Raw genomic sequence first — 14,774 nt, forward strand, 5'->3', positions numbered from 1 at the left:
ATCCAATGAAATTCAGTGAACTCTGGTTACGCGAATGGGTAAATCCCGCCCTTGACAGTGCAGCCTTATCTGAACAGATCACCATGGCCGGCCTGGAAGTGGACGGCGTTGAGCCGGTCGCGGGCGCGTTTCACGGTGTTGTGGTTGGCGAGGTCGTGGAGTGCGGTCAGCATCCTAATGCTGACAAACTGCGCGTGACCAAAATTAATACCGGCGGCGATCGTCTGCTGGATATCGTCTGCGGCGCACCAAACTGCCGTCAGGGCCTGAAAGTTGCGGTCGCCACCGTGGGTGCTGTGCTGCCGGGCGATTTTAAAATTAAAGCGGCCAAGCTGCGTGGCGAACCGTCGGAAGGCATGCTGTGTTCGTTCTCGGAGCTGGGTATTTCCGACGATCACAGTGGCATTATCGAATTGCCCGCCGATGCACCGGTTGGCACAGATATTCGTGACTACCTGCAGCTGGACGACAACACCATTGAAATCAGCGTCACGCCTAACCGCGCCGACTGCCTGGGAATTATTGGTATTGCCCGTGATGTGGCGGTACTGAACAGCCTGCCGCTTAACGCACCTGCCATTGAGCCGGTTGCAGCGACGATTTCTGATACTGTCCCGATCAATGTCGAGGCGAACGCAGCCTGTCCACGTTATTTAGGCCGGGTCGTTAAAGGCATTAACGTTGCCGCTGCCACACCGCTGTGGATGAAAGAGAAACTGCGTCGTTGTGGTATTCGCTCTATCGATCCGGTGGTCGACATCACTAACTATGTATTGCTTGAGCTGGGCCAGCCCATGCACGCTTTCGATCTCGACCGCATTGACGGCGGAATCGTGGTACGCATGGCGAAAGACGGTGAAGCACTGACGTTACTGGATGGCACCGCGGTTAAACTCAGCAGCGATACGCTGGTTATTGCCGATCACCAGAAAGCTCTGGCGATGGGCGGCATTTTCGGCGGTGAACATTCCGGTGTAAACGCGGAAACGCAAAATGTTTTACTGGAGTGCGCCTGGTTTGAACCCCTGGCGATTGCGGGCCGTGCTCGTCGCCATGGCTTACATACCGATGCCTCCCATCGCTACGAGCGCGGTGTGGATGCCGCGCTGCAGCATAAGGCGATGGAGCGCGCCACCCAGTTGCTGCTGACCATTTGCGGCGGTGAAGCGGGGCCGGTTATCGATCAGACGTCGGCGGACGCATTACCACAGCCCGCGACTATCACGCTGCGTCGTGAAAAGCTGGATCGGTTAATTGGTCATGTGGTCAGCGATGAGCAGGTAACCGACATTTTAACGCGCCTGGGCTGTCAGGTCAGCGTAGGTAACGGTGAATGGCGTGCAGTGGCACCGACCTGGCGCTTCGATATGGCTATCGAAGAAGACCTGGTGGAAGAGATCGCCCGTATTTATGGTTACAACAACATCCCGGATGTGCCTGTCCATGCTGGCCTGGTGATGACGAAGCACCGTGAAGCGAACCTGTCGCTGAAGCGGGCGAAGATGCTGCTGGTAGACAAAGGTTATCAGGAAGCGATCACCTACAGCTTCGTGGACCCGAAAGTGCAGCAGTTGCTGCATCCGGGTGAAGAGGCACTGCTGCTGCCAAGCCCGATCTCCAGCGATATGTCCACGATGCGTCTGTCACTGTGGACCGGCTTACTCAGCGCGGTGGTGTATAACCAGAACCGTCAGCAGAGCCGCGTGCGCCTGTTTGAGAGCGGCCTGCGCTTTGTGCCTGATACGCAGGCGGATCTCGGTATTCGCCAGGATTTGATGCTGGCAGGCGTGCTGAGTGGCAACCGCTATGAAGAACATTGGGACCTGGCGCGCCAGACCGTTGACTTCTATGATTTGAAAGGCGATTTAGAGTCGCTGCTGGATTTAACCGGCAAGATGAATGTGATTAGCTTCCGCGCTGAAGCGAATCCGGCGTTGCATCCTGGACAAAGTGCGGCAATTTATTTACACGATGAACGAATCGGATTTATCGGAGTGGTTCATCCCGAACTTGAACGTAAGCTGGATCTCAACGGTCGTACCTTAGTCTTTGAACTACTTTGGAATAAGGTCGCAGACCGCGTCCTGCCTGATGCGCAAGAGATTTCACGCTTCCCGGCAAACCGTCGTGATATCGCTGTTGTTGTGGCCGAAAACGTGCCTGCAGCAGATATCATCGCGGAGTGTAAGAAAGTTGGCGTAAATCAGGTAGTTGGCGTAAACTTGTTTGACGTGTACCGAGGTAAGGGTGTTTCCGAGGGCTATAAGAGCCTCGCAATCAGCCTGATTTTGCAGGATACCAGCCGGACACTCGAAGAAGAGGAGATTGCCGCGACGGTTGCCAAATGCGTTGCGGCATTAAAAGAGCGATTCCAGGCAACCTTGAGGGATTGAACCTATGGCGCTTACAAAAGCTGAGATGTCAGAATACCTGTTTGAAAAACTCGGGCTGAGCAAACGTGATGCAAAAGAGTTAGTGGAGTTGTTTTTCGAAGAGGTTCGCCGCGCTTTGGAAAATGGAGAACAGGTTAAACTGTCGGGGTTTGGTAATTTTGACCTGCGTGACAAAAACCAACGTCCAGGCAGAAACCCAAAAACGGGAGAGGATATTCCAATTACTGCGCGTCGCGTAGTGACATTCCGTCCAGGGCAGAAGCTTAAAAGTCGCGTTGAGAACGCCACACCAAAAGACAGTGACTGATCCCAGTGTTTTAAAAAGGCCGCGCAAGCGGCCTTTTTCATTTCTTTTTTTTGCAATCCTTTTACAATCAACCCTCTGTTATCCTGGCTAATCCGGCTTATGTCCCAGCTTGAACAACTTGCGCTTCAACGCGATCGTCGCAGCAGGACCTGGCTTTTGGGTCTGAGTGGCACGTTGCTTGTCTTATTTATGATCAGCCTGTGTGCGGGTGAAAGCTGGATAAGCCCATCCCAGTGGTTTAGCGACAGCGGCAGACTGTTCGTCGGTCAGCTTCGCCTGCCGCGCAGCCTTGCGGTCATACTGGTTGGCGCGGCGCTGGCGCTGAGCGGCGTTGTCATGCAGGCGCTGTTTACTAATCCCCTGGCCGAACCGGGGCTGCTTGGCGTCTCCAACGGCGCGGGCATTGGTCTGGTGGCGGCGGTGCTGTTTGGCGGCGGTTCACTCTGGAGCCTCAGCGTTTCGGCGATGGCCGGTGCGCTGGTGATCACGCTTATCCTGCTGCACTTTGCCCATCGTCACTTATCCGTCACGCGTTTGCTGCTTACTGGCGTGGCGCTGGGCATTATCTGCAGCGCCATCATGACCTGGGCGGTGTATTTCAGCAGCAGCCTCGACCTGCGACAGTTAATGTACTGGATGATGGGCGGCTTCAGCGGCATCGACTGGCGCTATGGCTGGATGATGCTGGCGCTGCTGCCGGTTATCCTGGCGTTAACCTCGGCGGCCAGGGTACTCAACCTGTTAGCGCTGGGGGAAACCTCAGCCCGCCAGTTGGGGCTGTCCCTGTTTTACTGGCGTAATTTACTGGTATTAGCGATGGGCTGGCTGGTCGGGGTCAGCGTTGCCCTTGCCGGGGCAATCGGCTTTGTCGGTCTGGTGATTCCCCATCTGCTGCGGCTGGCAGGCCTGAACGATCACCGTGCCTTGTTGCCAGCCTCCGCGCTGGCGGGAGCCAGCGTGTTGCTTGGCGCCGATATTATTGCCCGCCTGGCGCTGGCTTCTGCCGAGTTACCTATCGGTGTCGTCACGGCAACCCTGGGCGCACCGCTGTTTATCGTACTGTTAGTCAAATCGTCGCGTCAGCTTTAGCTGGCATACTTGCATTAACCACAGGAACTCCGTATGAGCATTTATCAAACTGAACTGGTTACACTGGATGGTGAGAAAACCTCGCTGTCATCCTGGCAGGGACAGGTGCTGCTGGTCGTTAACGTGGCCTCAAAATGCGGCTTAACGCCACAATATGAAGCGCTGGAAAACATTCATAAAGCCTGGCATGAGCAAGGCTTCAGCGTGCTGGGTTTCCCCTGCAACCAGTTTCTGGAGCAGGAGCCGGGCAGTAGCGAAGAGATCAAAACCTTTTGCAGCACCACGTATGGTGTGACCTTTCCGATGTTCGAAAAGTGTGACGTTAATGGTGAGCATCGTCACCCGCTTTATGCGCAGCTGGTGGCGGCAAAACCTGAGGCGGTTCGCCCGGAAGAGAGTGGTTTTTATGAGCGCATGGAAAGTAAAGGACGTGCGCCCAAAGTCCCAGGCGATATCCTGTGGAACTTCGAAAAATTCCTGATTGGTCGGGATGGCAGTGTCATTCAGCGTTTCTCTCCGGATATGTCACCAGAAGATCCGATTATTCTCGAAACCATCAAGCAGGCACTGGCAAAATAAATGTTGCTGAGCCTGGAAAATGCAGCCGTTCCCGGACGGCTGCAACCGGTAACTGGCACCCTGCAGGCCGGGCAGTGGGTGCATCTGGTGGGGCCGAATGGCGCAGGGAAGAGTACTTTGCTCTCCGCGCTGGCCGGACTGGAACCCGTTACCGGCAAGGCGACGCTTCTGAATAACCCGCTGTCCAGTTGGAAAGGCCCGGCGCTGGCCAGGGTGCGCAGCTGGCTGCCCCAGCAACAGTTGCCCCCGGGACAGATGCCGGTTTATCACTATCTTCGCCTGCATCTCCCGTCTCCCGCTTTACCTCACGACGCTCGGTTAGCCTCAATACTGTCGCGGCTGCAACTGGATGACAAATTAGCCTGGCCATTGACCCGGCTCTCCGGTGGAGAGTGGCAGCGGGTGCGGATTGCTGCGGTCATGATGCAAATCGATCCGCAGATCAACGCCCATGGTCAGTTGCTGATCCTGGATGAACCCATGACGGCGCTGGATATTGCGCAGCAGAAAGCGGTCGATGATCTGATTGGTGAACTCTGCCAGGCTGGCGTTTGCGTGGTCGCCAGCAGCCACGACCTTAACCACAGTTTATGGCACGCAACGCAGGTTTGGTTGTTACATCAGGGCCAGGTGGTATTACAGGGTGAGCCAGCAGACGTCCTTCGGCCGGAACAGCTTTCGCCCCTGTATGGCATTCCGTTCCGCCAGTTAATGTTAGACGGTCGGCCTCTGCTGACTGTTTTGCCCTGATACTTGCCACCTGGCGCGCTTTGCCGCTACAGTAATTTGGTTATTATTTAGTAAGGATGAGCTGTGATGCGCACGGGGTTGCTGTTATTCGTTTTGCTGTTGGTGGGCTGTAGCCATCATGCGCCGCCCATTAATGGTCGCCTCTCTGACTCCATCACTGTAATAGCGCAACTTAACGATCAACTGGGTAACTGGCGAGGAACGCCTTACCGTTATGGCGGGATGAGCCGCGGTGGCGTGGACTGCTCTGGCTTTGTTTACCTGACATTCCGCGATAAGTTTGATCTGCAACTCCCACGCACCACCGCGGCACAAAGCGACATTGGGACGCGCATCAGCAAAGATGACCTCTTGCCCGGTGACCTGGTGTTCTTCAAAACCGGCAGCGGCGAGAATGGCTTGCACGTAGGCATTTATGATACGGATAACGCGTTCATTCATGCCTCCACCAGCCAGGGGGTGATTCGCTCTTCGCTGGATAATGTCTACTGGCGAAAAGTATTTTGGCAGGCGCGCCGCATCTAATTTTCTGCCTGCAAGCCCAGCAGATTTGTAGGGGTTAAATCAGAAAAATAGCGGACCTGAAAAATTATTACTCATTCGGATTTAACTTACTCTTTTTATTTATACCGCCGGACCTAAGAATGTTTTTCATCGTTAACAGAATTATTTGGGAATTTATTTGGCTTAAGGTTTATTTTTTTAGCCTAACGATAATGAAGCGATAAAAATATCCATCTCATCAGTCCTTTGCTACTATTGCCAGCCTGTTTTTAATCATATACGATGCACTATCGCCACATATTCTGGCTGTAAAATGAAAATTCACCTATCTGCCGACTATCAGTCGGAAATTTGGTTTTATGCCGCCTGCTCTCAGGAAGGGCACTTAACCGCTATTGAGCTGGCTACACAGTTCGTGCATGAGAGTGCGCCGATCACGTTGCCGCAGGATGTCCTGTTGCCTCAGCTTGATGAAACACAGCGCCTGCGCCTGCTGCAGCGTCAGATTTCCCTGCTGGAAAAGCACCAGACGTTTTTCGAAAGCCATCACCTACTGGCTTTTATGCCTGTGGATGAAGGCATGGCGAACACCCTTCTTGAAAGTGAGTTTCTGACCCGTAAAATAAAACAGCTTCCTTTTTTAATGCTCGATATCAGCGAAACGTTTCTCTCGCTAAATTTGGGAAAAAATAATCCATTAATCGCGGCATTAAATCGTGAGTTTAAATTGTCCTTGTCCCACTTTGGCGCAGGGAAATCATCGACAACAGCGGTTTATGATAATCTGTTTAGCTGCATCAGGCTGGATAAACACTTTATTCACGCCCTTTCTAAACGTGCTTCTTTTTTACCATTTATGCAAAGCATCATCGATAATTTCCGGCCCCATTGTGATCGGATGATTATTTGCGGTGTGGATGATGAAATGTTACTGGATAAGGTGAGTCAACTCAGCAATGTCCATCTCCAGGGCACGCTGTTTCCGGTCGTAAAATCAGACGCCTTCGAGACCTTAATCTACTCCGAACAATTCCTGCACACGCCCTGATACCCGCACGACTGTCGCCTGTCCAATCCTGGCCATCAACGCTACACTGTGGGTTTTATCACACGATACCCGGTGTCGTTGGGGAGAAATAATGGTCTTTGACAATAGCTGGTTCCGTGAGCTTCCGGGCAGCTACACCGCGTTACATCCTACGCCGCTTGCAGGCGGTCGACTGTTGTACCACAACGCAGCCCTGGCGAATGAGATGGCGCTGGACAGCGATCTTTTTGCCGGGCAGGGGCATGGCGTTTGGTATGGCGCCGCGCTGTTGCCCGGCATGCAACCGCTGGCTCAGGTTTACAGCGGGCATCAGTTTGGCGTCTGGGCAGGTCAACTGGGCGATGGCCGCGGTATGTTACTGGGTGAACAATACCTGGACGACGGCCGCCGGCTCGACTGGCATCTGAAAGGCGCAGGGCTGACGCCGTATTCACGAATGGGCGATGGCCGGGCTGTTGTCCGGTCAACGGTGCGCGAGTTTCTGGCTTCTGAGGCGCTGCATCATCTGGGCATTCCTACCACGCGCGCGCTGAGCGTTGCCATCAGCGATGAACCCGTTTACCGCGAAACCGCCGAACGCGGCGCGATGTTGATGCGCATTGCACCAGGCCATCTACGCTTTGGTCATTTTGAGCACTTCTTCTATAGCCAGCAACCTGAACAGGTCAGGCAGTTGGCGGACTATGCCATTCGTCATCACTGGCCGCACCTGGTCGACGAAGCCGATCGTTATCAACTGTGGTTTTCCGATATTGTGCTGCGCACCGCACGGCTGATTGCTCAGTGGCAAAGCGTGGGCTTCGCTCATGGTGTAATGAATACCGATAATATGTCGATCCTCGGTCTGACCATCGACTACGGTCCTTACGGATTCCTGGATGACTACCAGCCAGACTACATCTGCAATCACAGCGATTATCAAGGGCGCTACAGCTTCGAAAATCAGCCCATGATTGGTTTGTGGAATCTTAATCGTCTGGCCCATGCGTTGTCAGGGTTGCTGACGACTGAACAGCTCCGGCAGGCGCTGAGCGGTTATGAAAATGAGCTGATGCGCGAATGGGGAGAGCGGATGCGGGCAAAACTGGGCTTGCTGACAGCAGATGCCGGCGATAATGATATTCTGACCGGTTTGCTCGGCCTGATGAGTCAGGAACGCAGCGATTATACGCTGACGTTTCGTTTATTGAGTGAGACCCAGCAGGCTGAGAGCCGTTCGCCGCTGCGAGATGAATTCATCGATCGTCCCGCCTTTGACCGTTGGTATCAGCATTACCGTAACCGCTTATTGCAGGAGCAAATCGGCGATGCTGAACGGCAGCAGGCGATGAAAGCGGCCAATCCCGCCGTGGTGCTGCGTAACTATCTTGCTCAACAGGCCATAGACGAGGCGGAAAAGGGCGAAAGCGGGGCACTGGCGCGTTTACATCAGGCGCTTCAACAGCCTTTTAGTGACGCGACGGCCGCTGAATATCGTCAACGGCCGCCGGACTGGGGCAAAACGCTGGAGGTAAGCTGCTCCAGCTGATTTACAGACGGTGAGAAACGGCGTCCGCTAACAGCGCGAGCACGTCTTCGCTGTCTTGCCAGTTCAGGCAGGGATCGGTGATCGACTGGCCGTAGGTCAGGGGTTCACCGCTCACCACTTTCTGATTGCCTTCCTCGATAAAACTCTCAATCATCACGCCGGCGACCGCACGCGAACCGCTTTTAATCTGTTCGGCGACGTCGATGGCGACGTCACGCTGGCGGCGATGTTGCTTCAGGCAGTTGCCGTGGCTGAAATCGATGACCAACTGTGGCGACAGACCGAATTCATTTAAACAGGCAGCGGCGTCGGCTACGTCGCTGGCATGATAGTTGGGCTGCTTACCGCCTCGTAAGATGACATGGCCATGCGGGTTACCGCTGGTCTGGTAAATGGTCATCTGGCCTTCCTTATCCGGCGACAGAAACATATGGCTGGCACGGGATGCACGAATGGCATCCACGGCGATACGCACGTTTCCATCCGTACCGTTTTTAAAACCGACCGGGCAGGAGAGCGCCGACGCCATTTCACGGTGGATCTGGCTTTCTGTGGTGCGTGCACCAATGGCGCCCCAGCTAATCAGGTCGGCAATAAACTGGCCGATCACCATATCCAGGAATTCGGTGGCGGTCGGCAAGCCCAGCGCGTTGATATCAATCAGAAGCTTGCGGGCAATACTGATGCCGCGATTCACATCAAAGCTGCCGTCCAGGTCGGGATCGGATATCAGGCCTTTCCAGCCGACCACCGTACGCGGTTTTTCGAAATAGGTGCGCATCACGATTTCCAGCCGATCCTGATAACGTTCACGTAGGGCAACTAAACGCTGAGCGTAGTCCAGCGCGGCGACCGGATCATGCAGGGAGCAGGGGCCGATGACGACCAGTAAACGGGGATCGTCGCCTGTGAGGATGCGGGCAATACGTTTGCGTGCGGCGGTGATGTTGTCGGCCATGGCAGGTGAAAGCGGATGTTCTGCTGCCAGACTGGCAGGGGAAATCAGGCTGCCAATGCGCGCCGTGCGCAGTTCGTCAGTTTTATTCATGTTGTTCTCTAAGCTTTGTCTTCGCAGCGGTGAAATACCGGGAAGTGATGATGGTCACAATAAACCATTAGCCTGTGAATTCAAGCCACAACGTGACGATGCACGGTAAAATTGCGGCAGCGGCGCGTTACAGCCCCGCCGCCTGGGGATCATTAATACATGCGGCGCGTCAGGCCCATAATGTCGAGGATTTTGGTGGCAATCTCTTCCACGGAATAATTGGTACTGTTGAGATAGCGAATCTGGTGAGTGCGAAACAGCGCTTCGACTTCGCCCACTTCGAGCCGACACTGGCGCAGAGAAGCATAACGGGTATTTTCCGCACGTTCCTGTCGGATAGCCGCCAGGCGTTCCGGGTCGATTGTCAGGCCAAACAGTTTGTGTTGATGCTGACGCAGAGCCGGGGGCAATTTCAGATTATCCATGTCGTCGGCGATAAACGGATAGTTAGCAGCACGGATACCAAACTGCATCGCCAGATACAGGCTGGTTGGCGTTTTGCCACAGCGGGAAACGCCAATCAGGATCACCTGCGCATCTTCCAGGCCGCGCAGAGAGATGCCGTCATCGTGCGCCAGGGTGTAATCGATCGCCGCGATACGGGCGTCATATTTACCCAGATTGCTGGCATCAAGCCCGTGCGTTCGGTGCGCGACCGGTGCCGGTGACAGGCCCAGCTCCTGCTGAAGTGGAGCGACCAGCGCCTGGACAATGTCCTGACAAAAGCCTTCACTCTGAACAATGATGTCGCGTACTTCAGGCGTCACAATGGAAAAAAATACCAACGGGCGCACGCCACTTTGCTGGTAAAGCGCATTGATTTGCGCCTTAACGGCCTGCGCACGCTGCACGTTTTCAACAAACGGCAGGGTAACGCTGGTGGTATTTACCGGAAACTGAGATAACACGGCGTGGCCCAGCACTTCGGCTGTAATTGCTGTGCCGTCGGAAATATAGAAAACGCTTCTGTCAGTGGTCATGAGTCGTGCCTCGGGCAGAGAAGTCGTGATAAAAATTGGATGGTTCAGTCAATATAACCATGCCTTCAGGCGCAAGTGTAGCTCTCTCATTCTGTGCCAGCCGCTTTTCCCTTTTCACCGTAAGGCTATCTCTGTTCCTGCCTGCATATTTCCTCATCTGGTGGCCTTTGGCGATAAACACGGGCGGCGCGTGTTGCGCAACAACAAAAGCGGCATATGCGACGGTAAAAATAATAAGTGATTTATTATCAAGATGTTATTGAGAAACGATTGCTTTGCGCAACGTTGCAAAAAACCAGGCGCAATTCTGAAACTGCCTCAGAGAATCTGCTTTAACGATTCAACAGATCGTGTTTCGTCAGACGTTATGCCAGGCTGAATGTGTTAATAGCAGGATTTTCCATGTGCCCATTCATTAATAAAGGATCAGTTCAATGTCCAATAAAGGCGAACAGCCCTTAGTACTTTGGTACAACCAGCTTGGCATGCATGATGTTGATCGGGTGGGGGGCAAAAATGCCTCTCTGGGTGAGATGATTACCAATTTGTCATCTTTAGGTGTGTCAGTACCGAATGGTTTTGCCACCACGTCCTGGGCCTTTAATCAGTTTCTTGAGCAGAGCGGTCTGAACCAGCGTATCTATGCTTTGCTGGATGACACCAATATTGATGATGTTGATCAACTGGCGAAAGCAGGGAAACAAATACGCCAGTGGGTAGTCGAAACCCCATTCCAGCCTGAACTCGAAGCCGCCATTCTTGCGGCGTATGACCAACTCTCTGCGGATGATGCAGACGCGTCCTTCGCCGTGCGTTCATCCGCCACCGCTGAAGATATGCCTGATGCGTCCTTCGCCGGACAGCAGGAAACCTTCCTGAACGTGCAGGGCATTGAGTCAGTCATGGTAGCGGTCAAACACGTTTATGCCTCGCTGTTTAATGACCGTGCCATCTCTTACCGCGTCCATCAGGGCTACGATCATCGCGGCGTGGCGCTGTCGGCGGGGATTCAGCGCATGGTGCGGTCTGACCTGGCCTCATCCGGTGTGATGTTCACCATTGATACGGAATCAGGCTTTGATCAGGTGGTGTTTATTACCGCCGCGCTGGGCCTGGGCGAAATGGTGGTGCAGGGAGCGGTGAATCCGGACGAGTTTTATGTGCACAAGCCGACGCTGGCCGCGAAACGTCCTGCCATCGTGCGTCGCAACATGGGCTCGAAAAAAGTGCGGATGGTTTACGCCGACTCACGGGAACATGGCGAGCAGGTGCGCATTGAAGACGTTGCGGAAGCCGAGCGCGACCGTTTCTGTCTGAGCGATGCCGAAGTTGAGGCGCTGGCCCATCAGGCGGTGCTGATTGAGCAACACTACAAACGGCCGATGGATATCGAGTGGGCTAAAGACGGCCATACCGGCAAGCTGTTTATCGTCCAGGCGCGCCCTGAAACTGTGCGTTCCAATGGTCAGGTGATGGAGCGTTACAGCCTGCAAGGGCAGGGTAATGTGGTGATTGAAGGCCGCGCTATCGGCCACCGTATTGGTGCTGGTCCGGTTAAGGTCATTCATGATATCAGCGAGATGAACCGCATTGAAAAAGGCGACGTGCTGGTGACGGATATGACCGATCCCGACTGGGAACCGATCATGAAAAAGGCCTCAGCCATTGTGACCAATCGCGGCGGCCGTACCTGTCATGCTGCGATTATCGCGCGTGAGCTGGGTATTCCAGCGGTGGTGGGATGCGGCGATGCCACTGAGCGCCTCAAAGAAGGCCACAACGTCACCGTTTCCTGTGCAGAAGGCGATACCGGCTATGTCTATGACGAACTGCTCGACTTCGATGTCACCAGTTCGCAGGTCGATACCATGCCGGATTTGCCGCTTAAGATCATGATGAACGTGGGTAACCCGGATCGCGCCTTTGATTTCGCCTGCCTGCCCAACGAAGGTGTCGGGCTGGCGCGTCTGGAATTTATCATCAACCGCATGATTGGCGTGCACCCCAAAGCGTTACTGGAGTTTGATCAGCAAACCCCCGAGTTGCAGAAGCAAATTCGTCAGTTGATGAAAGGCTTCGACGATCCGGTTGAGTTCTACATTGCTCGCCTGACCGAAGGGATCGCGACGCTGGGCGCGGCTTTCGCACCAAAACGGGTGATTGTGCGCCTGTCGGATTTTAAAACTAATGAATACGCCAATCTGGTGGGTGGGGAACGTTACGAACCGGAAGAAGAGAACCCGATGCTGGGATTCCGTGGCGCGGGCCGTTACGTGTCCGAAAGCTTCCGCGACTGTTTTGCGCTGGAGTGCGAAGCGGTGAAGCGGGTACGAAACGAGATGGGACTGACCAACGTCGAGATCATGGTGCCGTTTGTACGTACGGTCGATCAGGCTCAGGCGGTGGTAGAGGAGTTAGGTCGCCAGGGGCTGAAGCGCGGAGAGAACGGGCTTAAGGTCATTATGATGTGTGAAATACCGTCGAATGCGCTGTTGGCCGAGCAGTTCTTACAACACTTTGACGGTTTCTCCATTGGATCTAATGACATGACTCAGCTGGCGCTGGGGCTGGATCGCGATTCCGGGGTCGTCTCAGCCTTGTTTGATGAACGGAATGAGGCGGTAAAAGCGTTGCTGTCCATGGCGATTCAGGCGGCGAAAAAACAGGGGAAATACGTTGGGATATGTGGTCAGGGACCTTCCGACCATCAGGATTTTGCTGCCTGGTTAATGGAGCAGGGCATTGACAGCCTGTCACTGAATCCGGATACCGTTGTTGAAACCTGGTTAAGCCTGGCGGCCCTGAACAAAACCGCCTGACGTTATTAGTAAGATTATTGCCTGAAGGCCAGCGAATGCTGGCCTTTTTGGTTTCACTTTTCGACAGGCAAAAAAAAGCCCATCACAGGGGATGGGCAAAGACTACACACAGCAATTCTTTACGCTACTCAGGGGAAATTAGGGTGTTTAGAAACCAGTAAATTGATTTCCAACATAGGAAATATGTTATTCACACGGCTCGCTGGCGTCTTTAAGAATCCTCTTATTAGTTTAAAAGAAATAATATTTTGACGACTGGCTAGAGCGTTCCGGACCGTTATTATGTTTAGAAAGTAATCATTTTAGCGTGAGGAATGGGCCAGAGACGTGAAATATGCGTTTTATCTTAAAATCTGCTAATGAAAAAATGGCTGGCGATATCTTAATCAGCCAGCCAACTTAACGACTACTAATCATATAAAATCAAGAATCAGGGCTGTTCTTCCGGTGATTCCTTTGCGACCCGCAGGGGATCGGCGCTCGGGGCAGGCACTTCATGCATCCAGACGGAGACCAGTCGATAAGAAACGGCCAGCACAACCGGTCCAATAAACAGACCAATCATACCGAAGGCGATTAATCCCCCGATGACGCCGGACAGAATCAAAATCAGGGGGAGATCCGCGCCCATACGAATCAGCACCGGACGCAGAATGTTATCCAGCGTACCGACCACGCAACTCCAGATCAGCAGTACCGTGCCCCAGGTGGTATCTCCACTCCAGTAGAGATAAATAATGGCGGGAACCAGCACCAGCAGAGGACCGATTTGCACCAGGCAACAGAGAATCATCAACACGGTCAGCAGGGTGGCATAGGGGATGCCAGAGACTGCCAGCCCGATGCCGCCCAGTACGCCCTGTACCAGCGCGGTAACGACCACGCCGAGCGCGACGGCTCGTACGGCCTGTCCGGCCAGCAAAACCGCGGCATCACCCCGTCTGCCCGCCATGCGCCAGGCAAAATGACGGATACCCAGCGCCGCTTGCTCACCGCGCCAGTACAGCAGCACGCTGAACAGCAGCATCACGGCCAGATGAATCATAAAGCGGCCAAAGTGTCCGGCCTGCGCAACAAAGAAGCCGGTGGTGCGGCCCACATAGGGCTGCAGTTTTGCCATGATGGCCGCGCCGCCGCCCGCCACCAGTTTTTGGTAACTGGCATACAGCTTCTCGCCCACCATGGGAATATCGTTAAGCCAGCTCAGGGTTGGCAACATATGTCCCTGGGTTGCCCAGGCGATAACCGGTGCGCTGTTATCGATCAGGCTGTTAACCAGCAGGGCAACCGGAATAATAAACAACAGCAGCAGCAGAATGGTCATAACAATCACCGCCAGAAAGCGCTGTCCCCAGAGCAGCCGCTGAATTTTCAGCATTAGTGGCCAGGTGGCGATGACCACCATGCTTGCCCAGGCAAAACCCAATATGAACGGCTGAACCACCCATAAACAGGCGGCGATTAAGAGTAAAATGAACATCAACGTGAATAACATCTGGGGAAGATCTATCTGCCGTTCCAGGCTTTTCATCTTAGGCATTACCTCATTGGAATCCGTCAACTCAGGGGATAACGGTGCCCCATAATCATGAGCCATTTCATGGCGTTTATACAGGCTTGTAAAGAAATGGTTTCAGCTTCCCCTGAAAAAACGACAGCGCCGTTGGAAATGTGATAAAACTGAGGCGTAAAGCAAGATACAGACGCAAACCTACCCAACATCTTTGGT

At 53.9% G+C, this 14,774-nt stretch carries 12 protein-coding genes and 1 other RNA gene; 9 read left to right on the forward strand and 4 right to left on the reverse strand.

What is annotated here, in order from left to right:
- Positions 1–5 precede the first annotated feature (5 nt).
- The 8 genes from pheT (at position 6) to A6A26_RS14500 (ending at position 8,198) form a co-directional block, all read left to right on the forward strand.
- A complete protein-coding gene (pheT, locus tag A6A26_RS14465) occupies positions 6–2,393 on the forward strand; it encodes a phenylalanine--tRNA ligase subunit beta (RefSeq protein WP_063879374.1) in 2,388 nt (795 codons plus the stop codon).
- A gap of 4 nt (positions 2,394–2,397) precedes the next feature.
- Positions 2,398–2,700, forward strand: coding sequence for an integration host factor subunit alpha (ihfA, locus tag A6A26_RS14470; protein ID WP_006118960.1), 303 nt, complete (start codon positions 2,398–2,400; stop codon positions 2,698–2,700).
- A 99-nt stretch (positions 2,701–2,799) separates the two neighbouring features.
- Positions 2,800–3,789, forward strand: a complete 990-nt coding sequence (gene btuC, locus A6A26_RS14475) for a vitamin B12 ABC transporter permease BtuC (protein WP_063879375.1) — start codon at positions 2,800–2,802, stop codon at positions 3,787–3,789.
- Between the two features lie 33 nt (positions 3,790–3,822).
- Positions 3,823–4,368 (forward strand): glutathione peroxidase, encoded by a 546-nt coding sequence (locus A6A26_RS14480; protein ID WP_063879376.1) that lies wholly within the window; start codon positions 3,823–3,825, stop codon positions 4,366–4,368.
- Positions 4,369–5,118, forward strand: a complete 750-nt coding sequence (gene btuD, locus A6A26_RS14485; RefSeq protein WP_063879377.1) for a vitamin B12 ABC transporter ATP-binding protein BtuD — start codon at positions 4,369–4,371, stop codon at positions 5,116–5,118. It begins immediately after the preceding gene.
- A gap of 66 nt (positions 5,119–5,184) precedes the next feature.
- Positions 5,185–5,643: an NlpC/P60 family protein gene (locus A6A26_RS14490; RefSeq protein ID WP_063879378.1), complete on the forward strand. Its 459-nt coding sequence runs from the start codon at positions 5,185–5,187 to the stop codon at positions 5,641–5,643.
- A gap of 292 nt (positions 5,644–5,935) precedes the next feature.
- Positions 5,936–6,670 carry an EAL domain-containing protein gene (locus A6A26_RS14495; RefSeq protein ID WP_063879379.1) on the forward strand — a complete coding sequence of 245 codons (735 nt, stop codon included), beginning with the start codon at positions 5,936–5,938 and terminating at the stop codon, positions 6,668–6,670.
- 91 nt (positions 6,671–6,761) lie between these two features.
- Positions 6,762–8,198 carry a protein adenylyltransferase SelO gene (locus A6A26_RS14500; protein WP_063879380.1) on the forward strand — a complete coding sequence of 479 codons (1,437 nt, stop codon included), beginning with the start codon at positions 6,762–6,764 and terminating at the stop codon, positions 8,196–8,198.
- Position 8,199: 1 nt separating this feature from the next.
- On the opposite strand, the gene A6A26_RS14505 is transcribed toward A6A26_RS14500, so the two are convergent.
- Entirely contained in the window at positions 8,200–9,246 is a 1,047-nt protein-coding gene (locus A6A26_RS14505) for a 3-deoxy-7-phosphoheptulonate synthase (RefSeq protein WP_063879381.1), read from the reverse strand.
- A 152-nt stretch (positions 9,247–9,398) separates the two neighbouring features.
- On the reverse strand, positions 9,399–10,226 hold the full coding sequence (locus A6A26_RS14510; protein ID WP_063879382.1) for a posphoenolpyruvate synthetase regulatory kinase/phosphorylase PpsR: 828 nt from the start codon (positions 10,224–10,226) through the stop codon (positions 9,399–9,401).
- 434 nt (positions 10,227–10,660) lie between these two features.
- Between A6A26_RS14510 and ppsA the strand changes: the two genes are divergently transcribed.
- Positions 10,661–13,045 (forward strand): phosphoenolpyruvate synthase, encoded by a 2,385-nt coding sequence (gene ppsA, locus A6A26_RS14515; RefSeq protein ID WP_063879383.1) that lies wholly within the window; start codon positions 10,661–10,663, stop codon positions 13,043–13,045.
- A gap of 67 nt (positions 13,046–13,112) precedes the next feature.
- On the opposite strand, the gene rprA is transcribed toward ppsA, so the two are convergent.
- Positions 13,113–13,218, reverse strand: an RNA gene (gene rprA, locus A6A26_RS14520) — antisense sRNA RprA.
- Positions 13,219–13,475: 257 nt separating this feature from the next.
- On the reverse strand, positions 13,476–14,576 hold the full coding sequence (ydiK, locus tag A6A26_RS14525; protein WP_063879384.1) for an AI-2E family transporter YdiK: 1,101 nt from the start codon (positions 14,574–14,576) through the stop codon (positions 13,476–13,478).
- Positions 14,577–14,774: the final 198 nt, after the last annotated feature.

Source organism: Pantoea sp. OXWO6B1 (genome assembly GCF_001641135.1).
In the GTDB taxonomy this organism is placed as follows: Bacteria; Pseudomonadota; Gammaproteobacteria; order Enterobacterales; family Enterobacteriaceae; genus Pantoea; species Pantoea allii.

Coding starts and splice junctions, on each gene's coding strand:
- pheT (WP_063879374.1), top strand. CDS start 6: ATGAAATTCAGTGAACTCTGGTTACGCGAATGGGTAAATCCCGCCCTT.
- ihfA (WP_006118960.1), top strand. CDS start 2,398: ATGGCGCTTACAAAAGCTGAGATGTCAGAATACCTGTTTGAAAAACTC.
- btuC (WP_063879375.1), top strand. CDS start 2,800: ATGTCCCAGCTTGAACAACTTGCGCTTCAACGCGATCGTCGCAGCAGG.
- A6A26_RS14480 (WP_063879376.1), top strand. CDS start 3,823: ATGAGCATTTATCAAACTGAACTGGTTACACTGGATGGTGAGAAAACC.
- btuD (WP_063879377.1), top strand. CDS start 4,369: ATGTTGCTGAGCCTGGAAAATGCAGCCGTTCCCGGACGGCTGCAACCG.
- A6A26_RS14490 (WP_063879378.1), top strand. CDS start 5,185: ATGCGCACGGGGTTGCTGTTATTCGTTTTGCTGTTGGTGGGCTGTAGC.
- A6A26_RS14495 (WP_063879379.1), top strand. CDS start 5,936: ATGAAAATTCACCTATCTGCCGACTATCAGTCGGAAATTTGGTTTTAT.
- A6A26_RS14500 (WP_063879380.1), top strand. CDS start 6,762: ATGGTCTTTGACAATAGCTGGTTCCGTGAGCTTCCGGGCAGCTACACC.
- A6A26_RS14505 (WP_063879381.1), bottom strand. CDS start 9,246: ATGAATAAAACTGACGAACTGCGCACGGCGCGCATTGGCAGCCTGATT.
- A6A26_RS14510 (WP_063879382.1), bottom strand. CDS start 10,226: ATGACCACTGACAGAAGCGTTTTCTATATTTCCGACGGCACAGCAATT.
- ppsA (WP_063879383.1), top strand. CDS start 10,661: ATGTCCAATAAAGGCGAACAGCCCTTAGTACTTTGGTACAACCAGCTT.
- ydiK (WP_063879384.1), bottom strand. CDS start 14,576: ATGAAAAGCCTGGAACGGCAGATAGATCTTCCCCAGATGTTATTCACG.